We start from the raw sequence: 26,721 nt of genomic DNA on the forward strand, positions 1-26,721 counted from the left end.
ATTAGGATTATATTTGACTTTTACTCTCAATAAATTGCGCAATACGTCGGACTGCTTCTTCCAAAGTTCCAAGATCCGTTGCATAACTTAATCGCACATTTTCTGGCGCACCAAACCCTTCACCAGTTACTAAAGCAACACCCGTTTCCTCTAATAGATCTTCTACCCACTTCGTGACATTCTCATAACCGCACATAGCCAACGTTTCTTTTACATTCGGAAACAAATAAAAAGCACCTTGTGGTTTATTAAGTGTCACTCCAGGTAAGTTTGAAACAAGTGGATATAAGATATTTAGGCGTTCTTCAAATGCCACGCGCATTTCTTCCACTGGATCTTGCTCACCAGTCAACGCTTCAATCGCAGCATATTGGCTGACTGCTGTTGAATTACTTGTTGATTGAGAAGCAATTGCAATCATCCCATCGATGATTTCTTGGTTCCCCAAAGCATAGCCGATTCTCCATCCCGTCATTGCATAAGTTTTTGAGACCCCATTGATGATGATCGTTTGCTTACGAATAGCTTCAGAGATTGTTGCAATTGGAGTAAACTCATTGCCATTATAAACTAAACGTCCATAAATATCATCTGCAACTATCAAAATATCATGTTTGACAGCCCATTCTCCGATTGCTTGCAGCTCTTTTTGATCATAGATCATTCCTGTCGGATTCGAAGGAGAGTTGATGATCAATGCTTTCGTTTTAGGGGTTCGTGATGCTTCTAGCTGGGAAACAGTTATTTTAAATCCATTGTTTTCCTCGCCTTTAACAAATACCGGTCGACCTTCTGCTAATTTTACTTGCTCTCCATAACTTACCCAATAAGGTACTGGGATGATCACTTCATCTTCAGGATCTAAAATCGTCTGAAAAAGGGCATATAACGCAAATTTTGCACCATCCGTTACAATCGTTTGAGAAGGTTCATAGGTGATCCCATAATACTCCTTGATATAATCGACAATTGCTTGGCGTAGTTCAGGAATCCCTGCGCTCGGCGTATAGTAACTTGCTTTGCCGTTTCTAATTGCCTGAACCGCCACTTCTTGGATATTTTCGGGCGTTGCAAAGTCAGGTTCTCCGACCGTTAGACTTAAGATATCTTTTCCTTGTGCTTTCAAAGCTTTTGCTTTTGCTGCTGCAGCAAGCGTCACAGAAGGTTCTAATTGTTGTACTCTTTTTGACAGCTTCATCCTACTCATCCTTTACAAATTATATTCCAGTGATAGTTTTTATTTCTTTCCCTGACTCGAAAGAAAGCAAATAATAATTGAATTGATCCTTTGAATTTTTTCCAACAACTTCCCATACAGCTTGATTATCGTACATTCCTAGTGAAGCTTTTTCAATTTGGACTTCTGGATGAGCTTGAGCAATTTTTTCTTTTGCTTCTTGTTCAGTTATCCCATCTTTTTGAGCTAATATTTTGACCTTTTCGCCCGATTTAGGAATAATGACCGCAATTTCTTGCCCTTTATCGTTTTTACCAGTCAAAGAAAAGTAAGTATGATTCCGAGTAAACCAATAAAAGTGATCTGCTTCTTCAAGTCCTGCGTATTTTTTAGCAATCTCAATTGCTTCTTGTTTGGCTTGCATCCTTGGGCGGCTCGCACGTAAATAAAAAATCGAACTAAATACGATGATCGCTAATAAAGCGATAATCAACCCTAGTAATACATGATTAATTGTTTTTTCTTTCGGAGATTCTTGCTTTTGTTTTGATTGTTTCTTCAAGGATCGTCGCTCCTTTTATATTCGCTAAGTTTTATTATAGCAGATTTTTCATGCGAAAATAGATTGTCTGAAGAAGTTTATTCTTCGTTTTTCTTTAAGAATTTTGGGATATCTTTGCAAATATCGACCAATGTTTCTTCTTTGATCGTAATATTCTTCGGTAAGGCCTGCAAGATCCGATTACTGTATTTCGCAGACAGTAATCGACGATCCAGAATCAATAAAACGCCTCGATCTTCTTCACCACGAATCAATCTTCCTAAGGCTTGTCTCAATTTTAAAGCAGCTTTAGGGATCGATTCTTGATAGAATGGGTTGATTCCTTCTGATTCAAGGTAGGTATTCCTTGCCTTCACCATCGGTCGTAACGGATTGTCAAAAGGTAAGCGGGTAACCACGACAATCTGTAAAGCATCCCCCGGTAAATCCACACCTTCCCAAAAACTATCAGCTCCAAATAAAACACTCATTTCAGACAGCATGAATCGTTTCAACAATTTCTGTCGGCTACCACCGATCCCTTGGGCTAAGATTTCCCGTCCTTGCTCTAACATGGATAAATGAATCGCCTGATAAACTTTTTGTAAAATATCATGTGACGTAAACAAAACCAAGATTGGCCGCTTTTCTTGTAAGATCAATTGAGACAACGTCTGAGACAAATAGTCCACGTATTGTTGCTGATCAACTTGACTAATTGACGGTGCTTCTTTGGGTACATAGATACGGGCTTGTTTTTCGTAATCATAAGGAGATGCGATCACTTTCAATGGTGTACCTTCAATTCCTAAACGTTTCGCAAGATACTGACGATTCGGTCCCACTTTAAGCGTGCCGCCAATATATAAAATATGCGTGTAGCGCGGATACCAAACTGTTCTTTTCAGTGAGGCTGCCTTGAAATCGTGAAGATGAAAAATCGTTTGTTGCGCCGTTTTGTTGGGAACAAACCAATGGATCAAATTTTCATGCCAATCTTCCAGCCACTGTTCCATCAAAGTTGCTTGCTTTTCCATTTGATCGAATAATTGATAAAGAGTGGCTAAATCAATGCGCATTTGTTTCGTCCAGCTTTCTTGAATGATTGTCAAACTTAAGCGCATTTGGTCTTGTAGTTGTTTGATTTCACGATAAAACACATGGAGATGGTCAATTGCAAGGCTCGACTCAAATGGTAACTGCGAAAGCATTTCTTGAGTAACCATCATTTCTTCTGGATACTGACCGTTTGTTTGCTTTGCCGCAAATTGATTCAGTCCTTCTGCCAGAAAAATTTGCGCTTCGTTAAGTGCGTTTAACTCCTCTTGGTAAATCTCTAACCAACGTTGAACTTCGTGGTTTTCTGGTAAATACGCTTTGATCCGGTCAAACAAATGATCCGATTCGTTAAACTGTTGGATTTGTTTGAAAAAATACGCAATACTTAAGCGGCGATCATTGACTTTCTCTGCAATATCAGGCAAATGATGCGCCTCATCGATCAATAAATATGGACTCTCTGGTAACAATGGTCGCTTTCTTTGGGTTTCTTGGACTAAAAAAGCATGATTCACAATCAAAAAATTGCTTTGCTGGATCTTTCTCTCTAAAAAACGAACAAAATCTTGTGTATAAAACGGTTGATTTTTAGCTAAAAATGAAGTCCCCCGATGGGCAATCTCACTAAAAAGAAGATGATTCAAGTTGGTCAAATGCAATTCGTCTAAATCACCGGTTTTTGTTTGAGTCAACCAAACAAGGATTGCCATTTGGTAAAGTAAATACTGTTTTTGTTCTTTTGGCGCTTCAAGGGTCGCTTTAAACCTTTGTAAATCGATATAATGGCGATAACTTTTAATCACTGTTGCTTGAATCGGCTGATCCAACAATTGATTTAACAGTGGGATATCTTTTTCCATGATCTGTTGCTGGAGTACCAGTGAGACAGTACTGATGATCGCCGGCTTTTCAGGAGTGGCTAAATAGCTGAGTGGGAGTAGATACCCGATCGTTTTTCCCATTCCAGTAGCGGCTTCAATCATCAAATCTTTGGACTCATCTTTGGTAAAATGGTCGTATACTGCATTCATCAAGCGATTTTGTTCCTTACGATACATCAATGTTTTCCCAAATATCTTTTCTTTAGCTTGTTTCTTTCTAGGATAAACTTGCTCGTTGTAATGAATGCTGGTATAAAGATCTACTTCTTTTTTTTGCAAAGCTAACCCATCGATTATCTCTAATTCTTCGTTTAACGGCTGAGGTTGTTCTCTCATCTCTTCCATCACACTTTGAATAAATCGACTTGTATCCATTCCAGTTTGCCCACTTAATGCATAAATGGCTTCTAATGTGACTAATGGTAAACGGCGCATCCGTTCTTCAATCAATAGAAGAAGTTGGGCAGTCACTTCGGCATCACTATCAGCTTGGTGTGGGTTTTCATGAATAAAGCCTAGACTCTCTGACAGATCAGCCAATCGAAAGCTTGGCTCACTTGGCAAGAAGATTTGAGCTAATTCAACAGTATCGATGCCAGGAATCTTTAATCCCGGTGTTTGGCACCTTAATAGCTCCTGATTAAGAAAGTTATAATCAAAATAAATATTATGAGCAACAAAAATCGTATCCGCCAACAGATTATAGATGGTTGCGGCCACATCTTCAAAATAAGGTGCTTGTTGGACACGACGATTGGTAATTCCTGTCAGATGTTGGATTTGTTTGGAAATCTTGCGTCCGGGATTAATATCAATCGAAAAACGAGAAGTGATTCGACCACCTTCAATCATGACACATCCAAATTGGATAATGCGATCTTCTTTTGGATTTGTCCCAGTCGTTTCAATATCGACAACTGCATAAGTTTTTGATTTCAAATTTACTTCCTCTTCTCTTGCCTTTAAATGTTCTCTTGCGATTATACTACAATCACAAGAAAATTTCTTAATCTCTCTTTCCATTTGTGAAAAAAAACCTTTATATTATTGGTTCACTTTCTAAATCATCTGATCACCTTACCTACCGGCTGATTACTCAACTACCTATTGATGCAGAATCAATTCCACTTATCTGAAGAACGTATTTAACTTCGTGATTGATCCAAAACAAAAAAGCTCGACAACTACAATGTAGTTATCGAGCTTTTATTCAAATCAATTAATTAAGCTTTAACAACGTTAGTTGCTTGAGGGCCACGTTGACCTTCTTCAACGTCAAAGTTTACTGTTTGACCTTCTTCAAGAGTTTTGAATCCGTCGCCTTGGATAGCTGAGAAATGAACGAATACATCGTTACCGTTTTCTGCTGTAATGAATCCAAAACCTTTTTCTGAGTTAAACCATTTTACTGTACCTGTTTCCATAATAAAAATCCTCCTTGTGTTTCAACACATATTTTGCAATTACTTGAATGGTGTATATCTGGAAGATGTTTATTTGAAACATGCCACAGATTACCGAACAAAAACTACACTCTTAATATATCATATCGGTTACAAAATAGCCACTATTTTCCCTTCTTTTTTTCCTTTTCATCTGGTGTTTTCTGACAAAAACGAGAAAAAGAGGGATATCTCTGTATTCCGTCCTAACAAATATGGAATCGTTTCCTTATAATTCAGACTTTCTCTAACGATTTTTTTTGATAAGATTCCCCATAAGAACGATAGTTGATAGTAAAATAACACCAGTTGAATTGATTTCTTCTACTTTTTATTTTTTAACTATAAACAAGACTGAGGAAAAAATTTCCCCAGTCGTGCTCTTTCATTTCTTTATTCAAAATGCAAAATCTCATGGCACTCTATTAGTAACGAAGGATTGCTACTAAACTTTTCTCATCTGGCGCCTCTTTTTGTTCAAGAATGACTACTTGTCCTCCGTTCATGATGACATTATCTGCCAATTCATTTAAAACTTGACGGCGGTCATACTCTGTTTCTGGATCTTCTCCAAATCCATCCACTAAGTTAGACGTAGCAATAAACAAGTGAGAAATTTTCCCTTCTTTAGCAGCTGGAACGATATCCACTAGTTGATCGATAAATTTCTTATCTAACAAACGATTATACCCTTCTGCTTCTTTCGCAGCTAATTCCTCAGAGAGTTTTTTAGCTCCTGCTTCGATTTCTTTTAACGATAATTGTGCAGGTGAGGCAGAGATCGCCACATCAGAACAATAGTACGGATTTTTAGCAATTTTTTTGAACATCGTTTGGTTTTCCGGTAACGCAAAGAGATAAATTGGGCGTTTTTCAGGATTGTCAAAGGTATCCTTAAGATAATCATCAACTGCTTGATAATAATTGACCCAGTCGATCTCTACTTCCTCATCTTTTGGATTGACACCATGAAACGTAGCTCCCTCACTACCATTTGAAGTATAGTTTAATCCGCCACCTGTTAACTCAGAACCTAAAGCTGTTACTACATCTTTCGGTGCATCTTCCGGTAATTTTACTTCAGTTACCTGCTTATTGTTTACTTCGTACAACTTCATTGAATCACGATTCAATCCTAGTAGATAATAAGCGTAGTTAAAGTGACTATTTTTGATAATCGCTAGAAGATATGGCAGATCACTCACATAATATTGGTCATCTACAGGAATACCTAAGCGATGGATATACGTATGTTCTGGAGATAAGATGACAGCCACGCTTGTTGTAGCGCTTCGCCAAAATGAAGCATCTTCTAACAAACTAGTGATTTTTTCTTGGAACAAGGACCAGTCATGTTCAGCATATTTTTTTTCAAACCGTTTTTTTGCTTCTTTCGCAAAATTTTTGAACTTGATTTGATCTTTTTCTACATCTTGATGTGCGACATGGGTGTTCAACATAATCGTGACGAATGGGCCTGTAGCACCTTCTGAAGTCAGCTGTGACAATAATTCTTTCGCCATTTTTGTCATAATCGTATCCCTCCTAAAAAAAGTCATTCCTTTACTATAAGTAAAGTCTACCACAACAAATTTTTTCGAGATAATAAAACGAATTTTAATAAATCGACTTATTTCTATTTTTGTTTTATTTAATTAATTTCATAATTATTTCATACTTTACTCAATCATTCCTTTCATTTCTTAAAAAGAAATTCAATTCTTTTTGCTACACTAAGAGAAAATAAATGAATGAGGTGATCACATGCACATATTCATGATCTTCAGTTTATTAACCCTAACTGCTGTTACTATTTTTGTTGCTTCTCGATTGAATGAGCCAGAAGTGCAACCGGTAAAAATTCGTAGCAAAGATCAAGAGAAGTAACCACTTTTCTCCTTTTTCTATAAATATCTTTTATTATGTTTTTATCAGAAATATTGAAACTACTCTATCTCTTTGATAAAATTTTAATTTATAGGAAAACTATTAGAAAACAAGGAGAAAATAAATGCCTCAAAAAAAATTACGATTGTTCATGTTATTAACAAGTTTGATCTTGTGCCTCACTGCGATTTTACCAATCACAGCAGTTCACGCTGACAAATCATTCAAAGTCAATGCAAAAGCCGCTTTTGCTGTTGATGCAGAGAGTGGTAAGATCCTTTATGATCAAGATGGAGAAAAACCAATGGGAATTGCTTCAATCACCAAAATAATTGGTCTTTATATCGTTCTTGATCAAGTAAAAGAAGGAAAACTGACTTGGGATGAAAAAGTGCCAATTTCAGATTATGCTGAAAAATTGAGCGTTGTTCCTGACTTGTCAAACGTACCTTTGCACAAAGAGAACAGCTATACGGTCAAAGAACTTTTTGATTCAGCCTTTATTCAATCTGCTAACGCCTCAATGGTAGCTTTAGCCGAAAAAATAGCTGGCAGTGAAACAAAGTTTCTTGAATTGATGAAAAAACAATTAAAAGATTGGGGTATTAACGACGCAACGATTGTGAACGCCTCTGGATTAAATAATTCCTATCTCGGTGAGAATCGTCCTGAAGGTACCTCGGAAACAGAAGAAAACCAAATGTCAGCCAAAGATGTTGCGATTGTTGCCAGACACTTGATCTTAGATTTCCCTGAGGTATTAAAAGTGACAAATACTACTAATGAAACATTCGGCGAAGGGACTCAGTCACCTGTCGAAATGGTGAATTGGAATTGGATGCTTTCTGGGTTTGTTAACTACAAAGAAGGCGTAGATGGTTTAAAAACTGGTACAACTGAATTTGCTGGTGCTTGTTTTGTTGGAACGATCAATAAAGAGGGTAGACGAGTCATTACGGTTGTTTTAAATGCCGATGACCATGCAACAAATCCAAGTGCCCGCTTCAACGAAACCGGACGCTTAATGGATTACTGCTATGATAATTGGTCAATTAAAGAACTTGGAAAGTCCAATGCAAGTATTCCAGATTTAAAAAACTTAGCAGTGAAAGATGGCAAAGAAACTTCAGTAGCTGTTGCCTTAAAAAATCCTGTAAAAGTTTGGGTAAGAAATGGTATGGATACTGGTAAATTAAAAATTACTCCTACCCTTGATAAAAAAGTCGTAACGAATAATCAAGTAGCAGCCCCCGTCAATAAAGGTATGAAGGTAGGGACAGCAACGATTACCTTAGCCGATGATTCACTGGGCTATTTGGAAGACAATAAAGAACCAACCACAGATATTATTACTGCTAAATCAGTTGAAAAAGCAAATATCTTTGTGATTGGTTGGCGACATGTTACTGATTTTTTTAGTAATTTGTTCTAATCCAGCTAAAATACCAACAAGTAGAATGTAGAATTTTAAGTACACCTCTTAAGTCAGAATGTCATTGTCTAACTTAGGAGGTGTACTTTTATCTAACAATCCCTGCTACATGCCTCAAGTTTTCCTTTTTTTAGTTTTTAATTTTTCAGAACAGCTTTTTTCTCTAATTTTAGCTATAATAGTAAAGGTTGTGTCAATTTTATTGATTTTATCTTTCAATCAATCGTTTTTGCGTAAATTGGTATCAACCTAAACAAAACACGTTTTATTTCGTGTTCACTAAACGAAAGGAGTTAATTCTATGAATTTGACAAGAGACCTGACTTTCTTGGTTCTCTATGTTTTAGGGTTTACCGGTATTCTTTATTGGCGCCGTCGTCAAAGTGATCCTGCTCTGTTCTTTTATTGTGGATCTTGGACATTTATGATGATGGTCACTTACTTCATTGTTTTGGAAATTTCTTATTCCACCTTTTACTTTTTGATCCCACTTGTTTTTTTCAGTATTTTTGCATTCTCCTATTTTACTGAAAAACGCAAACTATTGAACGGGGTATTGTTCAATTTCTTTTTAATTAGTTTTGGCGGCTACTTAGTCACCTTGCTGCTTGAAACACAAAATATTTTTATTGGTGGTTTATTTGCAATAATTGCTATCCCCGTTTTGTTGATCTTGTTATTTGGCGTTTACATTTTGATCGTCTTTTTATTTTGGAACGGGTTATTAGTTTTAAAAAGAGAATCTCGCTCATTAGCCAATCTCTTAACTTTATTATTAGCAATCTTTTTGACGTTATATACTATATTTCAAATCTTCTTTATCCAATATTTCCCACAATGGTTCAATGTATTATTCACGGCTGTCCCATTGATTCTGTTTTATCTTTTTGTGGTTTTCTATAACTTTATAACCGTTTCTTTTTTGTATCAGTTCAACCGTCCACGATACAACCAAAATTACATTATCGTTTTAGGGGCTGGTCTACTAAATGGCGAAACGGTATCCCCTCTTTTAGCAAAAAGAATCGACAAAGCGATCGCCTTTTATTGGGCACAAAGTAAAGCAACCTTGAACCCGCCTATTCTATTGATGTCTGGTGGTCAAGGATCAGATGAAAAAGTGCCGGAAGCAATTGCGATGAAGCAATATGCTTTAGCTAAAGGCATTCCTGAGAGAGATATCTTGGTGGAAGCCAATTCAAAGACAACTTTAGAAAATATGCGTTTTTCTAAAGAACTCATGGATCAACAAACTGGTGGGCCATATCGAGCGATTTTCACTTCTAATAATTACCACATCTTCCGTGCAGGTCTTTATGCAAAGCAAGCTGGTTTAAAAGCGGATGGAATCGGAGCGAAAACTGCCTTTTACTACTTGCCGAATGCATTTTTGCGAGAATATATCGCCATCTTGGTTCTGCACAAAAAAAGACACTTGATCGTTGGTGGCTTAATCGTGCTATTTACCGTATTATTCGCAGCTTTGAGCATCTTTATTTAAATAAGGCATTTGGGTGCCCCCCAAATGCCTTTTACTTTTTGTAATCTTTCCTTTTGCAACAACTATTTTCGTGTTTTCGTTCTCCCCTTAGATCGCTCAGACTGTTTCTGACTTCCCATCATTGGCAGGAAAAGAATTCCCTTTTTCACTACTACTTTTTGTGCTGAATAAATTCCACTATTACCAGAACACATGAAGCTCACCAGACAGATCATAAAGAAATAACTGGCTGCTTGTCCACCGAACAATTCGATTCCCATAACAAAACAAGCAATGGGTGTATTTGTTGCTCCTGAAAAGACGCCAATGAATCCCAAGGCTGCTAAAAAAGGAATGGACACATGTAAGATTGGTGCTAGAGCAGCACCTAATGTCGCTCCGATTTCAAATAAAGGAGTTACCTCTCCACCTTGATAACCAGCACCTAAAGACAAGACAGTAAATCCAAGCTTTCCAAGAAAATCATAGAAATGGGCGGTACCATTAAAGGCATCAGTTAACAAAGGCAAACTGAGCCCCAAATATCTTTGGGTTTGCAATAAGAGCGCTGCGATGACGACCACAGCTCCGCCAATAAAATTACGTAGAACTGGACTAGCCATTCTTTTGGCATACCAAGTTTTCAAAAAAACGATCGAACGACTAAATACCCAACCAATCAGACCAAAAGCAATGCCTGCAACGAATAATTTAAAGAAAAGAGATACATCCCAATTTGGAATCGTCCCCATAGGGTAATGGATATGTTTCACCCCAAAGCTTTCAGTCACAAAGTTAGCAAACAGTGCTGCAAAAAAACTTGGAAATAAGGCTTCTGTTCTAACTTTTCCAATTGCTAAAACTTCTAACCCAAATAGTGTTCCAGCCAGAGGCGTACCAAAAACGGAACTAAAACCAGCACTGATCCCGCTGATCACCAATAACTCCCGTTCCACTTTATTTAACTGAAAGAGACGGGCTAAATTTTCTGCTAAAGCGCCTCCCATTTGCACAGCTGTTCCTTCTCGTCCGACAGAACCACCAAATAAATGGGTGGTAATCGTTCCAAATAACGTTAAAGGAATCAGGCGTAAAGGAATTTTTTCTTCCCCACCATTTCCTTGATCAATCACTAAGTTATTTCCTCTACCAGAATTTCCTCCGTACTTACTATATAAAAAAGCAAAAATTCCACCACTTACTGGTAAAAGAAACAACAACCAGGGTGAAGCAAGGCGTATATTAGTAACCCATGTTAAACTATTGAGAAAAAAGGCTGATAAACTCCCCATAAAGATTCCCAATAACAATGTGATCAATAGCCACTTGACCATGTATACGACGACCCTAATTGGGTCAGGTAATCGATTTTCCATCTCTTTTCCTCCTCAAAAAAACGCCTACTAAAAAAAGGGGTATCCCGATTCTTAGTAGGCGTCATTAGTTATCTTAAGATTAACGTTTAAAGGCGAACACCATCACCTATTCACTTCATCAATTAAAATAGCATATATTTATGAAAAATACAATGAAATTATCCTTCTTTTTTTACAATCTCAGTAAATTCATAAAAAGGAGTCAATTGGACTAAATTGTGGTTACAATGCTCACTATCATGGCAAATATAGTTTCCTTTTTTCGTATAGGTGCCATCTGAATTCGATTTTGTTGTTGCTAAAAAGAGTGACACACTCGAAGTTTTTTTACAAATCGTACAAATCCCTTTCGTAATGGTCGGGGACAAAGTCCCGCGAATACCGTTTAACTTCCCTGATTCATCATAATAAACAAGAAATTTTTTCTGGGTACCAGGATCATTCCATCCAATATAGGTGTGTTCTCTTAAATCCAAATGATTCCAATCAGGTTGTTTTAACTTTTTCACTTTTCGGAATAATTTTTCGATTTGAGCTTTCGAAGGTTGCTCAAAAGGTTGAACTGATTCTTTTAATTCTTCTAATAAGCGTTCAGCAGTTTCTTTGGTCAAAGAAGTATCTAAGATGTTTTCTAAGAAAAGGTTCATCCTTTGTGAGGGTTCTACTAGTTCCTCTATTCTCTCCACAGCTAATGCTTGGACCGTTTCGATCGTTTTAGAATCGTTTACTGAATGATAGACTGATATTAATTGTTCGACTTCTCTTTTAATAAAATAATATTGATAAGGTTTAATTGTTTTTTCCATGACTTTGAGTCCTTTCTTCTTTCAAGTGAATGTACTTTGAAGAAAAGAACTTCAACAAAGTACGTTAGTTAAAGCTTTTCCACTCTTTTAAATAAGATCCATATGGCATCTTATCATCACCCCCTTTAATTTTGTTTCAACAACTTGTACTTGATACAAAGTAAACAGTAAAAATCATGGTTCGTCAATAAAAAAAAACCTGAGAAATTTTATGAAATTTCTCAGGAAGAATTCTTAATCACATCGTATTAAATCGATTGTTCTTTGCCGAAATATCTTTGCCATTTTTGTTTCATCGAAGCAGTCATTGGCTGCGCTGCTTCTTTCACAGCACAATATTTGTCGACAAACGTCACAATATAGCTTTCTTTATACTTAGGCGGTGCGATCGTAGCGCCCCACATATGTTTTAAGATGATATCACGCTCTAAATCGGATAGGTCAGTAATTTTTTCTGCATTTTTCACTGCGATCCTTGGATGGATATAAGCATGCGTTCCTTCATCAAATTTTGTTGTACGCCAATCATAGTAGAAAAGATCATGCAAAAGACCTGCACGTGCAGTCGCTTTTGCATTACCGCCCCATTTTTTGGCTAATTTATAACTATAGTAAGAAACACTAAGAGAATGCTCTAATCGAGTGGAGTGGACATGTTGTGTATAATTGGCTAATTTCTTCACTGCATCTGTTGCTAATAGATCTTCTACATAAGACATATATTCTTCGTCTTCACGCCATTTTTCTGTCATAATTATTGATCTGCCACCTTTTTTGAATTTCATTTTCCTTTGAAATTGATCCTAGTATACCATTAGTGTTCGGAATATTCTAGTGAGGTTCCATCAAAATGTAGAAAGCTTAATAGTTCCTTAATCATAAAGAGAAATGGTAAAGTACGATGCCTGCTGCCACTCCTACATTTAATGATTCAGCATTTCCGCGAATCGGAATATAGATATTTTTATCCGTCAAGGAAAGAATTTCGGGCCGCACGCCTTGCCCTTCATTCCCCATGACAATTGCATACTTCTCAGGAACAGTTACCTGTTCTAATGAACGAGCATCCTCGTTCAATTCCGTTCCATAGATATTAAAATTGTGTTCCTTTAAAAGCGGGATCATTTGCTCAAGGTCTGTTTGAAGTATTGGTAGATGGTAATTGCTCCCCTGCATACTTCTTAACACTTTTGTACTATAAATGTCAGCTGATCCTTTTCCTAAAACGACACCAGATAGTCCAAAAGCATCTGCCGTACGAATCATTGTTCCAACATTCCCAGGATCTTGGACATTATCTAACAATAACCATCCTCCAGTTAATTCGGGCATGTTTACTTTTTCGTAGAGCATAACGGCTAAGATACCTTGGGGTGTTGGCAAATCTGATACCACAGCCATGACTTCATTCGTTACCAAGGTACAAGGGATGTCTAAATGGTTTTTAAGCCACTCCTCCCACTCTTCTAACCCTTTTTCTGTGATTAAGATTTCTTTTACTTTGGCATGAGAAGCAACTGCCTCTTCAACCAAATGGAATCCTTCGAGTAGATACTCGCCTGTTTCTTCCCGGTATTTTTTCTTATGTAGTTTTTTCAATTCTTTGATTCTTGGATTTTTTGCTGATTGGATTTCTTTCACATTTTTCACCTCACTTAATTATAGCATGAATTCGAACCTTGAACTTGTTACAACATCAAAAAATCGGTATCATTAATTTAAAAAGCAAGGAAAGAAAGGTGGATATGATGAAAAAAATCAAGATGAACGTTCAAGGACGTGTCCAAGGTGTTGGCTTTCGTTATATGACAAAAATCGTTGCCGATCAATTAGGGATCACAGGCACAGTTAAAAACGAAGAAGATGGTTCGGTGACAATCGAAGCATGTGGCGATGAGGAAACGATCAAAAGATTCATTGAAGAAGTAAAGGATTCTCCAAGTCCTAGTGGTCGCGTACAATACGTTGACTTGCAAGATAATCCGATGATGGAAGAACGAAAAAAATTTGATGTGATCGGCTAATTTACTGATTCTGAATGGACGAAACACGCAAAAGGTAGTTCTATTTACACTATGAGAAGGCTCACATGACTTTAAGAAAGTTTGACGATAAAGGACTTTTTTTAAAGAAACAACGTGCCTTCTCTCTTCTAATCGTCCCTCACTCGTTTGATCGTTTTTGCTTCTGTTTAACCGATGGCTTTTCTCCCTTTCCTTTTTGTGGTTTGACAAATAACTTTTTTATTTTTTTAAGACCATATAGGTAGGAATCTATGAATTTTCTATAAAGTAGATTGAATTGTGTGTGCTTTTTTAGTATAGTTAATTTTGTGTAAAAATTATAAAAGAGGAAGTATTTTATGAATAAATGGAAAAATTGGGTATTGGGTTCTGGCCTTGTCACAGTCATGCTTTTCTTATCTGGTTGTGTTCGTCTGGATTCAAATGGTAACCCTGACACATCAGGTATCGTGTACCGAGTATTAGTCCATCCAATGGGACAAGCGATTACATATTTAGTGGAGAACTTCAACTGGTCCTATGGTTGGGCTGTTATTTTAATGACAGTCATCGTTCGTATCATCATTTTGCCATTAGGTATTAGTCAATCGAAAAAGACAATGATCCAATCTGAAAAAATGCAAGCATTGAAGCCGCAAGTCGAAGCCGCTCAACAAAAACTAAAAACGGCGACTACTCGTGAAGAACAAATGGCTGCACAAGCTGAAATGCAACAAGTTTATCGTGAAAATGGGTTAAGTATGACTGGCGGGATTGGCTGCTTGCCTCTCTTGATCCAAATGCCGATCTTTTCAGCCCTTTATTTCACAGCTCGTTATACAGAAGGCATTCGTGAATCCTCTTTCTATGGGATCGACTTAGGACACCCTAGTTTTGTATTAGTTGCGATTGCTGGTGCTGCTTATTTACTTCAAGGATATATTTCAACAATCGGTATCCCTGAAGAACAAAAGAAAACAATGCGTACGATGCTTATCGTTTCGCCTGCGATGATCGTCTTCATGTCGATCAGTGCGCCAGCTGGAGTCACACTTTATTGGGTAGTTGGTGGTATCTTTAGTTGTTTGCAAACCTTCATTACAAATGTCATCATGAAGCCTAAATTAAAAGCTCAAGTGGCAGAAGAGTTAAAACAAAATCCACCGAAGCAAGTCGTAACACCTCGTAAAGACGTGACACCTGCGGATAGCGAACAACCAGTGAAGAAACAAGTCAAAGCACCTAAAAACCAAACAGGTCGTAACGCTGGAAAACAACAAAAACGGAAATAACTAAGCATTTCGTTTATTTCTCAAAATAGCTAAAATAAAAAAGGAAGAGAGAACGCCTCTCCTCCTTTTTTATTTTGTCCTCTGATCATTGACTATTCTTCTCTATATTGCCGAATCAATGGTTCGGATTGAATGAAAATCAGTGTAAACATTTTTCTTTTCACTAGCAGCAACCACTTTCAAGGTCTTTGACCTGTTGTTTGTCATCATTAGATTTTCTTTTTGATCTTCAATAAATCAACTAGTGGATTGACTTTCGTTATCGTTGTGATTGCGAGATAGATTGGACAAGCAATGACGAATTGGATCAGATTGGTTCGGATATTACTCGTTAAATGACCTGTTAAAAACCTGGTGATCAAACACATGATCAATCCAGCAATTATAAACATCCCGATTTTTCTGAGAGAAAAGGTAAACGTCGTCTGTTTTAGAAAAGCTCTTGTTCTTACAACTGTAACGAAACTTTCGGCGAGAATAGTTGAAAATACGACGCCCAAAAAGCCAATAGACGGCAATAGTATGAGATTTGCCACAAGATTGATGATAGCTCCAATGATTACTGAACGATTATACTCTTTAACCTGACCGATTGGCATTAGATATTGTCTAGAAATCGCCATGCCTAAAGGAACGATCACAATCAAAACCGTAAAATATGGAATAATTTGAGTGATGTAGCTAAATTTTTCGCCAAAAAACCAAGGAACGAGCTTGTCATAAACTGTCAACATCCCAAACATGATTGGAATCGAAAAAAACAATTGTAAATGAATCGTTTTTTCCATCGTGCGAACGATTTTCTCCATATTTTTTTTTGCAAAAAAACTTGTCATATGGGGAAGTAAGACGATGTCTAAGGTAGTTATGATCGTGATGAATACGGTATTCAATTGCAGAGAATTGGTAAAATAGCCCACTGCAACACTTCCTAATGTGAAACCTAAAAGGGTCTTATTCAAATTGGTATACAACATGATCGCAATTTGAGGAATAAAATAATCAAAAGAGCCCTTTAAATGACTAAGACTTTTCTTTAAATCAACTTTCGTCAAATGAATGTATTTAGGAATAAAGAACCAGACACACACTTGTGAACAAACTAAACCTAGTCCTTGAATCAAGGTATATTTTAACGTGTCGTCTTCGTTTTTAATCAAGAAAAGAATGAGAAAAAACGTGACTAGTTGGACTACTAAATTAGCTATACTAGTTTTCTTAAAATCTTCAATTCCCATAAAAAACCAAGATACGTCAAATAATACGGCAAAAATCGCCAAGGATTGGACAAACAAATACGAACGATTATTTAATAAAGAGGCAACAATAAAGTAAGCGACTATGACAATTAAGCTCGCTAATGCCTTAAAAAGCAGAATTTCCCAAAAAACTTCTGATAACGCTTCTTTCTTACGGTTGTAAGTCAAAGTTATTTCCCGGTTCCCGTACATCGTTACCCCTAGCCCCGCAAACAAAACAAAATATTGGACAATTGAAAACGTATAATTATAAAGACCGATCCCACTTGGTCCTAAAGCATTAGAAACGATTGGAATGGTAATAATCGGAAGAATGATTTTCGTCAGTTGAAACAAGCTCTGATAAAAAAAATTTTTGGCTATATTTTTCATTTATTCATCCCGACTAAAAATATCTCTCGTATAGACTTTTTCGATCACATCTTTTAATTGATGGTCCATCCGATTTGAGACGATCACATCCGATAGTTGTTTGAATCGCGCAAGATCCGAAACGACAGGCGCATGATGAAATTCTTCAACAGGTAACGTTGGCTCATAGACAACCACCGAAACTCCTTGTTCCTGGATTCGTTTCATGACTCCTTGAATCGATGAATAACGGAAATTGTCTGAATCGGCTTTCATCGTTAACCGATAGATTCCCACAGTCTTAGGCTTTTGGGCTAAAATTTGTTCTGCAATAAAATCTTTTCTGGTTGTATTTGCTTCAACGATCGCTTGGATAAGATTGTTAGGCACATCGGTATAATTTGCTTTCAACTGTTTCGTATCTTTTGGCAAACAATACCCTCCATAACCAAATGAAGGATTATTGTAATGAGAGCCGATACGTGGGTCCAGTCCGACGCCTTCAATGATTTGTTTCGTATTTAAGCCTCGTATCTCCGCATAACTATCCAATTCATTGAAGTAAGCCACACGCAACGCCAGATACGTATTTGAGAATAACTTGATTGCTTCCGCTTCTGTTGAATGAGTCAATAAAACTGGGACATTATCTGCTTGCGTATTCTTTTTGAACATATTCGCAATCTCTGTCCCTCTATCTGAACATTCTCCTACAACAATGCGGGAAGGATAAAGATTATCGTACAATGCTTTACCTTCACGTAAAAATTCTGGTGAAAAAACAATATTTTCTGTTTGATATTTTTTCTTTAATTCGGCCGTATACCCTACTGGTACCGTGGACTTAATGATAAATTTTGCTTCTGGACGAATGGCGAGAGCTTGTTCAATGATGCTCTCAATCGATGAGGTATTAAAATAATTTTTCTTTTCATCGTAATCAGTGGGTGTGGCAATAATCAAATAATCACCAAAAAGAACCGCTTCTCGGAAATCCTTAATAAATTCGATTGCTAGGTCTTCTCTTTGAAGAAAATTATGTACTTCACGGTCTTCAATTGGGGACTCCTTCTTTTGTAGTCGTTCGATCTTTTCTGCTACGATGTCATAAGCTTTGACATTCTCATTCTGGCTAAGTAATAACGCATTGGCTAGCCCTACATAGCCTAGGCCGAAAATTGATACGTTCAATTGGTTTCACCTCTATAATTAGTTTTATTAACATAAAAAACACAAACTGGAACGTTATTGGTCGTTCTTCGTTTCATTCGCTTTATCATTCTTCTAAAAAAACAAAGCCATTTACTTTTCCTTTAAACCCAGGCTCATTTCGTCAGTCACTCTTACAAATAATCAAAGCATTCTTGAGGTTAAGAGCTTTTCACCTCATTTTCCCTGTTTAAGTGCTTTTTTTATTTTGTGAAATTCCTTTAGTTATAAAGTTTCATAAAGTTCTGCTACTTGATTGATGATTACATTTTCGCTGAATTGTTGGATATGAGCAGCAGCGTTCTCGGAATATTTTGTAACAGGTAACGTTCCAGCAAAAAAATCTTGAAGAATATTCACTAGTTCTTCTGGCTCTTTGACATCAAACAATTTTCCTGTGTTCTCATCATAGATCAGATCTTTATTGCCTCGTATATTTGAAGCAACTACCGGTAAACCAACGCTCATAGCCTCCATGATCGATACGGGCAATCCTTCTCTTAAAGAAGGAAAGAGAAATAGATCACTCATTTTCATGATCTCAATAATATCCTTACGATATCCGAGTAAACTGACTTTCTTTTCCAAACCTAAAAATTTAATTTTTTGTTCCAGCGTTTGTTTCAAAGGCCCCGTTCCACAAATAAAATAGTGGAAATCTTGGTCTTTAAATGAAGCGAGTGCATGAATCACCAGTTCGTGGTTTTTGTTTTTAGTCAATTCACCGACTGAAAGGAGTACTTTGGTTGTTGGCTGAGCTAGTGAAAGTACCTTACTTTTTAGCCGTTTATCAACCAAGGTTTTCTCGAACTTTTCGACTTGGATTCCAACCCCCTGAATCAAATGAGTTTGTGTTGCTTTAAATTTTTGTGAAGCAAGCAAATAATCTTCCTGATTAATGGTAATAAGCTTACTTGTATAACGAGATAAGTATTTTTCAACTGGGTAATAGACGAACCAATTAAGCATTGGGGCTCCTTGATAAAAGTGAAACCCATGTGCCGTATAGTAGATAGGAATATTGATCCGCTTACAAGCAAGTCTTGTCACCATCGAAGCAACTGGCGTATGCGTATGTACGATATCGATATTCTCTTCTTTGATCAGCTGTTTGATTTTCTTATAGGCTAAAAGATTGCTTTTAGCTAATGGATTCCTATTGAATGGTATTTGAAACACAGGTATTTTTTTATCAGAAAAATAAGATGCCAACGGTTGTTCAAGCGCACATGCCACACTCACTTCATGTCCATTTTTGATTAGTTGATCAATATGCGGGATTAAAAAAGCATTGAGTGTATTGGAGATCGTCGTCACATATAAAATTTTCAGTATGGTTCATTCCCTTCAAATTTTTCACTTGTTGGTCCAAAATTTGAGCTAATCCCTTCTTGTTTGAACACTTTAAGGACTGTTTGTAACAAGATCCAAACATCTTTGCCAAACGAATAACTTTCAACGTACAAACAATCATACGTAAACTTTTCTTCCCAACTGATCGCATTTCTACCACTGACTTGGGCCAATCCGGTCAAACCTGGGCGAATGTTGTGGCGTTTTCGTTGCTCTTCATTATAAAGTGTCAAATATTCTACCAATAATGGACGAGGACCAACAAAAGACATTTCGCCTTTAAAGATATTCCAAAGCTCTGGCAGCTCGTCAAGGCTAGTCGCTCTAAGTAGTTTGCCGAATTTTGTTAGACGAACTTCATCTGGAAGATACGCGCCATGTTGATCTTTCTCGTCTGTCATCGTGCGAAACTTGTACATAAAAAATAATTGTTCATTCTTCCCTGGTCTTGTTTGCTTAAAAATAATCGGTGAACCTAATTTTAATCGCACACACCCTGCAAGTATGAGCATCAGTGGTGCAAGCAAAAGCAATAAAAGACCTGAGAAAAAAAGATCGAACGCACGCTTTCCAAAAAGTCGATAAAAGGTTGGTTTACTCATAACGCATCACTCGCTTGATCGTTGCAACGACTCTATTTAACTCTTCATCCGTCATTTTAGTATCTGAGGGAAGACAAACTCCAGAAGAAAAAAGCGATTCTGCAACTTCGCCGCCAATAAAATCAAAAGAGTCAAAAACAGGCTGTAAGTGCATCGGTTTCCAGACAGGACGTGCTTCGATCTGTTCTTTTTCCAATTCTTCAATCAAATAAGATGGATCTATTCCTTCTAAACGAATGACACTCAACCAATAGTTAGGTTCGTTCCAAGAGTTTTCCGGCATAAATTGTATATTAGGAAACTCGGACAATTCTTCTTGATAAAATTGATAGATGGCACGCTTCTTTTGGATTCTTTCATTTAATACTTTTAATTGACCACGTCCGATTCCTGCTAATATATTGCTCATACGATAGTTGTAACCGATTTCTAAATGTTGATAATAACGTTCATTTTCACGAGATTGAGTGGCCCAAAATTTGACTTTTTCGATTTTTGATTGATCGTCAGAGATCAATGCTCCCCCACCTGAAGTTGTGATGATCTTATTTCCATTGAAGGAATAAATCCCATAGTCTCCAAACGTTCCTGTATATTTACCTTGGTAAGTCGTTCCTAATGATTCGGCAGCATCTTCAATCAACGTCACTTGATATTCTTGACAGATCTGCATGATTTCAGCTAAGTTTGCAGCTAATCCATATAAGTGAACGACGATCACCGCTTTCGCTTTTGGATATTTTTCTAAAGCTGCGCGTAAATGGACAGGACTCATATTCCAAGTTTCGGCATCACTATCCACAAAGATTGGGACGGCTCCTTGATAAAGAATCGGGTTGACCGTAGCTGCAAAAGTCAAGGATTGACAAATCACTTGATCTCCTTTCGTGACACCTGCTGCCTTTAATGCTAAATGAATCGCTGCCGTACCTGAAGAAAGCGCAGCAACATGCTTGGCTCCCACATGATCTGCCAGTTCTTGCTCAAAACCATCGACGTTGGCACCTAAAGGAGCAATCCAATTCGTATCAAAGGCTTCTTTGACAAACGCTTGTTCATAGCCTGCTTCACTCATATGGGGCGAAGCTAATAATATTCGCTTTTTTCTCACATCAACTCCACCTTTCAATTATCTTTGCTGGTACCCCCACCCATTTTGAATGATGAGGGATATCTCTGATGACAACACTACCAGCCCCAATAATGTTACCATCACCAATCGAACGTTCTTGAATAATCTTTGTACCGACACCCAGTTCATTTTTATCTCCTAAAGTGACTGCTCCCGAAATATTGACATTAGGAAAAATGGCATTGTAACTACCTATAATGGAGTCATGACCGATTGTTGAACCAATATTGATCATATTGAAGTCACCGATTGAAATATCTGCAGTATAGGTCGTGTAAGGCATCAATATGTTCCCAATGCCCAGTTGAACATTTAAGCCAATCAATGCGCTAGGGGCAAACAAATTTGGAAAAAGCAAGTGAGGGTTTTGTCGTAACTGTTCATAGATGTTTTCTTTGACCGTCGGAGCCGCAATCCCAAGAAAAACTGCCATTGGTGTTTTGACTTGAAGCAAGTCAGCAATTTTGCCAATCACAGGTTTTCCTAGAACATCGCTTTGCTCACTTTTACGATCATCGACAAAACCGATCCACTGATACTCATTTTGTTGTTGGAGCAAAAAAGCAATTTCTTTACCAAACCCACCTGCTCCTACTATTATTGCATCCACTCGCTTTCTCCTCTCGTTTCTTTTTTTTGATGGTCAAACGTTTTTTTACATGCGATTTGAATAACGTATCCCTATGCAATTTTTGATCGCAGGAATCGTACAATCCAGCACATAAAACAATGATTTTGCTACTTTACTAGTAGTACGATCAACTTAAAACAGCTAGTTTCTATTGATTAGAAGCATTGGCAAAACGAATCACTTCTCTTGCTAATTGTTCCTCATCTTTTGGTAAATGACGGATAAAATCCATCACTTTTTGGTTTGAATAACCTTTGATGTTTCCGACAAAAATTTTTTCATAGACAGCTTCATCGTTTCTCTCTTTATCCAACAGTAGTTCTTCATATAGTTTTTCCCCAGGACGGATACCCGTTTCAAGAATTTCAATTTCGTCTTCACGATAGCCACTCAGGCGAATCATATTTTTGGCAAGGTTGACGATTTTGACTGGTTCACCCATATCTAAAATAAAAATCTCTCCACCTTTAGCCAAGACTCCTGATTGAATGACCAATCGACTTGCTTCAGGAATTGTCATAAAGTAACGTGTCATCCGAAAATCAGTAATCGTGACTGGTCCACCTTGCGCAATTTGTTCACGAAAGACAGGAATCACACTTCCTCGTGAACCTAATACATTTCCAAAGCGAACAGCGGAAAATGTTGTTTCATTTTTTTCGTTCAATCCTGTTACAATCATTTCTGCAATCCGCTTTGTCGCTCCCATCACATTAGGTGGATGATTCGCTTTATCTGTTGAGACCATCACAAAATTTTTGACTTTCGCTTGTTTGGCTGCTTCCGCAACATTTTTCGTTCCAAGAATATTATTTTTTACTGCTTCTTTGGGATTTACTTCCATGAGAGGAACATGCTTATGTGCTGCAGCATGATAAACGATATCTGGGCGATAGTTTTGCATGATCTCATTGATTTTGTCACGATCTTGAATATCTGCAATGAGCGGGACGATTTTTGTCTGCTGATTTTGCTGATTCATGCGGAGTTCCCGATCGATCAAATAAATCGAATTTTCCCCATGTCCTACTAGTAATAATTGTGCTGGGGAAAACTGGATAATCTGCCGACAAATCTCTGAGCCGATCGAGCCACCCGCACCAGTCACAAGAATGGTTTTCCCTGTCAAATGACCTTTGATCGATTCAATGTCCAATTCAACTTCATCTCTTTCTAGTAAATCAACTACGTCAATTTTTTTTAATTTTGTGACACTGACTTTTCCAGAAGCGATTTCTTCCATTGAAGGCATCGTGTTTACTTTGACATGCAAGGATTCTACCATTTGAAAGATATTCCTGATTTTTGTTTTGGATAAGGAAGGAATGGCGATGGTAACGATTTGTACATCATGTTTCTTGATTAGTGCAGGGAGGTCTTTGATCATACCGATCACTTTTTTTCCTGAAAGATATGTATTTTGCTTATTAGGATCATCATCAACAAAACCAATGACATAGGTGTCACTTGCTGTTTTTGATCCAAGTAAGATATTTGCCAAAATTCTACCGCCTTCACCAGCGCCTACGATGATCGTCTTCTTGGCAGTGGCTCTAGGTTGTAGCTTTGTCTGCTTTTTCTCAATGTAAAGACGCCACTCCAGACGGCTTCCCATGATTAAAAGCAAAGACAAAATATAGGTAAAGATCGTTAGACGTAACATATACTGATGATTGATAAAAAACAAGACAAAAAGATTTGAAATCATAGTGATCGACAAAGAAACAAAAATCGCCCTGATTTCTTCTAAATTCATATAGCGATTGATCCTTGTAAAGACTTTAAATAAACTCCCATAAAACAAATAGAAACCTATTGAAACGCCTGTAGAGATGAACATAAAATCCGTTGATACTTCTGCGAATGGCTTCATGAATCTAATTGTAGCAATGTTTGCCAAAAACAACAATAAGCTATCAACTCCTATCAAAATAGCAATCTTTCTTTTTCTTGTGACTTCAAACACCTTTACTCCCCCTAAAATAACCCAAACTTCTTCTTTTTTATCGCTTGATAAGTTGGATAATGAATCTGCTCCCCATTGATTAAATCTTTGGCGACTTGTTTCATTTGCTCAACTTTTTCGTTATTGAAGTCTTTAGCGATTTGTTCATAACATTCTTTTAAACAAAAAGAACGTCGCTCAACACCGTGAGCATCCGAAGCAATCATTTGTACAAGATTGTACTTGACCATTTTTTTTGCTGTTTTTTGGATTTCTTTGCCAAAGCGCCCCAGATAACTTGGCGCTGTCAGCTGTGTCAAACAGCCCATTTCTAGATAAGGCAACAAACGATTCGGATCTTTTGCAAAATAAGTATTACGCTCAGGATGCACGATTACTGGTATTTTTCCTAGTTTCAACAGTTCAAAAAAAAGGTTCTTTGCATATAACGGTACTTCTAATGTAGGAAATTCAATCAACAGATAAGTATCATTTAAATCTGTAAAAAGAAGTTCATCTCGGTGAAGCGCTTCAAGCAATTCTCCAGTAATACGAACTTCTTGACCTTCTAATAACACCAACGGTAAATTTCTTTTATCCAGCTCTTTTTGTAAAGTGGCGACTAGGGGAATGACTTTTTTCTTTTGATTACAGTACTTGCCATTGTTATGGTGCGGTGTACATAAAATATGAGTAATCCCTTGTTCAACCGCTTTTTCAGCCATTGCCAAGCTTTCTTCCAGGTTTTGCGCACCATCGTCAACTGCTGGTAATAGATGACAATGTAAATCGATCATTCCCTTTACCTCCTCTTTATCATTCATAATAATAACTTGTATCTTTGCTTTGTTCGACTCCGTTATAAACAATTCCCAGTACCTTTGCCTGAGCCATCTCTAATAATTTTTTGGCTTTCACAACTGCTTCTTTTCGTGAAGTCTTTTCACGTACTACCAGAAGCGTACCATCTGCCTTTGATGACAAGATTTGAGCATCTGTCACAGTTACAATCGGCGGCAAATCAAACATCACGATATCATAGAGCTGACTTGCTTCTACCATTAGCTGATCCATTCTTTTCGAGCTTAACAGCTCTGATGGATTAGGAGGAATCGGTCCACTTGGTAATACTGATAATTCCTTGATTGCCGTTTTTTGGATCCCTTTACTGATCGTTTCAGTTGAACTGAGTAGATTACTTAACCCATAATGATTATTTATTTGAAATGCTTTGTAAATAACTGGTTTTCGCATGTCAGCATCAACTAATAACACTTTCTGACCAGCTTTTGCAAAGACAACAGCCAGATTTGCAGCCGTGGTCGATTTCCCTTCACCTGGTCCAGATGACGTGACCACGATCGTTTTGACTTGTTGATCATTGATTGAAACAAATTGGATATTGGTTCGAATCGTTCGGTAGTGCTCAGCCGCTGCTGATGAAGGATTAGTTAAAGTAATCAAACGAATCGGTTGAAGTAGTGTTTCTTTTTGTTTTATGACACGTCGCATGTTTTCCCTCCTACACTCTCGAACGAGCTCTACGAGAAGCTCTCGCTTGTTCACCAGTTTCATCGTTTATTGTCACCGGTGCGTTGTTGTTTTTGTCATTTCTATTGAAATCTTTGGCAGTCATTTCTGGTACCGTCCCTAAAATTGGAAACCCTATGACCTCCGAAAGATATTTTTCATCTTTCACAGTCTGGTCGAACAATTCCAATAACAGAGCTATCCCCATGCCAATCATCAGACCTAAAATAAGGCCAAGGGCAATATTTATTTTTTTATTTGGTGACACCGATGTTCCGTCCGCAACCGCTTCAGAAATGATCGATATTTTATCGACATTCATCACATCTTTTGCTTTCGTTTGAAACACCTCAGCTGTGGTATTCGCAATTTTCTGAGCATTATCTGGAATCGAACTAATCGCTTGGATAGAAAACATTTGTGAATTTTCGGATTGATTCACTGTGATTGCTTGTTTGATTTCTCCAACCGTCATTGCTAGCTGATCTTGCGTTTCTAATTGATCTTTCACTTCACTTAAAACTAAGTCACTAATGATCATATCTTTGTAGGTGTTAATCATTTGTAAATTCGTATTCACATCATTGACATTCGTAATATTTGACTGAGGCAACGTGACAATCAATTGGGCTTGTGAACTAAACTTGGGTGTTAAAATAAAGAATGTAACGAAACTTGCTACCGCCAAACCAACTAACGTTGAAATAAATAAGGTCAACAAACGCTTACGAAATACTCCGATGATCTCTTTTATACTAATTGTCTCTTCCATTTCTCTCCACTTTCCTGTTACTTTCCTAGATTCATTTTTCTTTTAACACATGACATCCTGCTGATGTTACTTGTTCTCATAAAATATACTCGTTTCAGTGAAGCTTCGTGAGACTTCCATCCTATGAACATACTTAGATAATTAAATGACATCGATTTCTAAAAAAATTTTTAGTTTATCATTCAGATGATAATTATTATCATCTAGAGTAAGATACTGGATCCCATCGTTTTAAAAACGTTTTATTCCCAAAAAAATAAATCGTTACTTTATCTAATCGCTTCCAAATCACGGTAAATTTGCTAATTCTATTAGATAAGTAAAGAATTTCTACCTGAGATCCTATTTACTATTATCCCATTCATAACAAGCTTTTCTTGTTATGAATAACAATTTTTCTATATTAATTATACCTAACTTTCATTTTTAAATAAAGGATGATTTAAAAATAACAAAAACTATGCATTTCACTCAATAGCACTAACCGATTGTTCTCTTTTTACCAAAAAATGTCATATTGTTCTGATTCGTGAAAGAAAAGTCGCTTATTGCTAGATAGCA

24 protein-coding genes and 1 riboswitch are annotated in these 26,721 nt (G+C 37.2%); of the genes, 5 read left to right on the plus strand and 19 right to left on the minus strand.

The annotated features are described in order from the left end of the window. Positions 1–7 precede the first annotated feature (7 nt). The 5 genes from AB3H90_RS06040 to AB3H90_RS06060 all read right to left on the minus strand — a co-directional run bounded on the left by AB3H90_RS06040 (position 8) and on the right by AB3H90_RS06060 (position 6,632). On the minus strand, positions 8–1,198 hold the full coding sequence (locus AB3H90_RS06040; RefSeq protein ID WP_034700871.1) for a pyridoxal phosphate-dependent aminotransferase: 1,191 nt from the start codon (positions 1,196–1,198) through the stop codon (positions 8–10). 19 nt (positions 1,199–1,217) lie between these two features. Beyond that, entirely contained in the window at positions 1,218–1,739 is a 522-nt protein-coding gene (locus tag AB3H90_RS06045; protein ID WP_368016385.1) for a DUF5590 domain-containing protein, read from the minus strand. 77 nt (positions 1,740–1,816) lie between these two features. Next, positions 1,817–4,597: a helicase C-terminal domain-containing protein gene (locus tag AB3H90_RS06050; RefSeq protein WP_368016386.1), complete on the minus strand. Its 2,781-nt coding sequence runs from the start codon at positions 4,595–4,597 to the stop codon at positions 1,817–1,819. Between the two features lie 284 nt (positions 4,598–4,881). Continuing rightward, entirely contained in the window at positions 4,882–5,082 is a 201-nt protein-coding gene (locus AB3H90_RS06055; RefSeq protein ID WP_005875554.1) for a cold-shock protein, read from the minus strand. 443 nt (positions 5,083–5,525) lie between these two features. Continuing rightward, on the minus strand, positions 5,526–6,632 hold the full coding sequence (locus AB3H90_RS06060; protein ID WP_010737935.1) for a hypothetical protein: 1,107 nt from the start codon (positions 6,630–6,632) through the stop codon (positions 5,526–5,528). Between the two features lie 232 nt (positions 6,633–6,864). Between AB3H90_RS06060 and AB3H90_RS06065 the strand changes: the two genes are divergently transcribed. The 3 genes from AB3H90_RS06065 to AB3H90_RS06075 all read left to right on the plus strand — a co-directional run bounded on the left by AB3H90_RS06065 (position 6,865) and on the right by AB3H90_RS06075 (position 9,920). Further along, positions 6,865–6,987, plus strand: coding sequence for a hypothetical protein (locus AB3H90_RS06065; protein ID WP_010718502.1), 123 nt, complete (start codon positions 6,865–6,867; stop codon positions 6,985–6,987). A gap of 124 nt (positions 6,988–7,111) precedes the next feature. Continuing rightward, complete coding sequence (locus AB3H90_RS06070; RefSeq protein WP_368016388.1) at positions 7,112–8,419, plus strand: serine hydrolase; 1,308 nt, start codon at positions 7,112–7,114, stop codon at positions 8,417–8,419. A 301-nt stretch (positions 8,420–8,720) separates the two neighbouring features. Further along, positions 8,721–9,920, plus strand: a complete 1,200-nt coding sequence (locus AB3H90_RS06075) for a YdcF family protein (protein ID WP_368016389.1) — start codon at positions 8,721–8,723, stop codon at positions 9,918–9,920. 62 nt (positions 9,921–9,982) lie between these two features. Here the strand turns inward: AB3H90_RS06075 and AB3H90_RS06080 are convergent, their stop codons facing one another. The 4 genes from AB3H90_RS06080 to AB3H90_RS06095 all read right to left on the minus strand — a co-directional run bounded on the left by AB3H90_RS06080 (position 9,983) and on the right by AB3H90_RS06095 (position 13,722). Further along, the gene (locus AB3H90_RS06080; RefSeq protein ID WP_368016390.1) at positions 9,983–11,275 is read right to left on the minus strand and encodes a voltage-gated chloride channel family protein; all 1,293 of its coding nucleotides are present in this window, start codon (positions 11,273–11,275) and stop codon (positions 9,983–9,985) included. Positions 11,276–11,323: 48 nt separating this feature from the next. Then, positions 11,324–11,391: riboswitch (Fluoride riboswitch) on the minus strand. A gap of 42 nt (positions 11,392–11,433) precedes the next feature. Further along, a complete protein-coding gene (locus AB3H90_RS06085) occupies positions 11,434–12,081 on the minus strand; it encodes a FusB/FusC family EF-G-binding protein (RefSeq protein WP_010718506.1) in 648 nt (215 codons plus the stop codon). A gap of 248 nt (positions 12,082–12,329) precedes the next feature. Beyond that, positions 12,330–12,833, minus strand: a complete 504-nt coding sequence (locus AB3H90_RS06090; protein ID WP_010737939.1) for an HD domain-containing protein — start codon at positions 12,831–12,833, stop codon at positions 12,330–12,332. Positions 12,834–12,957: 124 nt separating this feature from the next. Further along, positions 12,958–13,722, minus strand: coding sequence for an RNA methyltransferase (locus AB3H90_RS06095; RefSeq protein ID WP_034700883.1), 765 nt, complete (start codon positions 13,720–13,722; stop codon positions 12,958–12,960). Positions 13,723–13,829: 107 nt separating this feature from the next. Here AB3H90_RS06095 and AB3H90_RS06100 point away from each other — a divergent pair, with 107 nt between their 5' ends. Continuing rightward, positions 13,830–14,105 (plus strand): acylphosphatase, encoded by a 276-nt coding sequence (locus tag AB3H90_RS06100; RefSeq protein ID WP_010718509.1) that lies wholly within the window; start codon positions 13,830–13,832, stop codon positions 14,103–14,105. 338 nt (positions 14,106–14,443) lie between these two features. Further along, positions 14,444–15,376 carry a membrane protein insertase YidC gene (yidC, locus tag AB3H90_RS06105; protein ID WP_010718510.1) on the plus strand — a complete coding sequence of 311 codons (933 nt, stop codon included), beginning with the start codon at positions 14,444–14,446 and terminating at the stop codon, positions 15,374–15,376. Positions 15,377–15,585: 209 nt separating this feature from the next. Here yidC and AB3H90_RS06110 read toward each other — a convergent pair whose 3' ends face one another. The 10 genes from AB3H90_RS06110 to AB3H90_RS06155 all read right to left on the minus strand — a co-directional run bounded on the left by AB3H90_RS06110 (position 15,586) and on the right by AB3H90_RS06155 (position 26,160). Then, a complete protein-coding gene (locus AB3H90_RS06110) occupies positions 15,586–17,007 on the minus strand; it encodes an oligosaccharide flippase family protein (protein WP_368016392.1) in 1,422 nt (473 codons plus the stop codon). Further along, complete coding sequence (locus AB3H90_RS06115) at positions 17,008–18,177, minus strand: nucleotide sugar dehydrogenase (protein ID WP_368016394.1); 1,170 nt, start codon at positions 18,175–18,177, stop codon at positions 17,008–17,010. Between the two features lie 243 nt (positions 18,178–18,420). Continuing rightward, entirely contained in the window at positions 18,421–19,512 is a 1,092-nt protein-coding gene (locus AB3H90_RS06120) for a glycosyltransferase family 4 protein (RefSeq protein ID WP_368016395.1), read from the minus strand. A gap of 11 nt (positions 19,513–19,523) precedes the next feature. After that, positions 19,524–20,150 (minus strand): sugar transferase, encoded by a 627-nt coding sequence (locus AB3H90_RS06125; protein ID WP_096710097.1) that lies wholly within the window; start codon positions 20,148–20,150, stop codon positions 19,524–19,526. Further along, positions 20,143–21,261: a DegT/DnrJ/EryC1/StrS aminotransferase family protein gene (locus AB3H90_RS06130; RefSeq protein ID WP_053766592.1), complete on the minus strand. Its 1,119-nt coding sequence runs from the start codon at positions 21,259–21,261 to the stop codon at positions 20,143–20,145. The genes AB3H90_RS06125 and AB3H90_RS06130 overlap by 8 nt, the downstream gene beginning before the upstream one ends. 1 nt (position 21,262) lies before the next feature. Continuing rightward, complete coding sequence (locus AB3H90_RS06135) at positions 21,263–21,892, minus strand: acetyltransferase (RefSeq protein WP_368016396.1); 630 nt, start codon at positions 21,890–21,892, stop codon at positions 21,263–21,265. Positions 21,893–22,061: 169 nt separating this feature from the next. Next, the gene (locus tag AB3H90_RS06140) at positions 22,062–23,879 is read right to left on the minus strand and encodes a polysaccharide biosynthesis protein (RefSeq protein WP_368016397.1); all 1,818 of its coding nucleotides are present in this window, start codon (positions 23,877–23,879) and stop codon (positions 22,062–22,064) included. 11 nt (positions 23,880–23,890) lie between these two features. Beyond that, positions 23,891–24,655: a tyrosine-protein phosphatase gene (locus AB3H90_RS06145; RefSeq protein ID WP_010737946.1), complete on the minus strand. Its 765-nt coding sequence runs from the start codon at positions 24,653–24,655 to the stop codon at positions 23,891–23,893. Between the two features lie 19 nt (positions 24,656–24,674). Then, on the minus strand, positions 24,675–25,370 hold the full coding sequence (locus AB3H90_RS06150; protein ID WP_010718519.1) for a CpsD/CapB family tyrosine-protein kinase: 696 nt from the start codon (positions 25,368–25,370) through the stop codon (positions 24,675–24,677). Positions 25,371–25,380: 10 nt separating this feature from the next. After that, positions 25,381–26,160 carry a YveK family protein gene (locus tag AB3H90_RS06155; RefSeq protein WP_010737948.1) on the minus strand — a complete coding sequence of 260 codons (780 nt, stop codon included), beginning with the start codon at positions 26,158–26,160 and terminating at the stop codon, positions 25,381–25,383. Positions 26,161–26,721 lie beyond the last annotated feature (561 nt).

The sequence above is a fragment of the Enterococcus sp. C63 genome (genome assembly GCF_040887215.1).
Classification (GTDB): Bacteria; Bacillota; Bacilli; order Lactobacillales; family Enterococcaceae; genus Enterococcus_B; species Enterococcus_B hirae.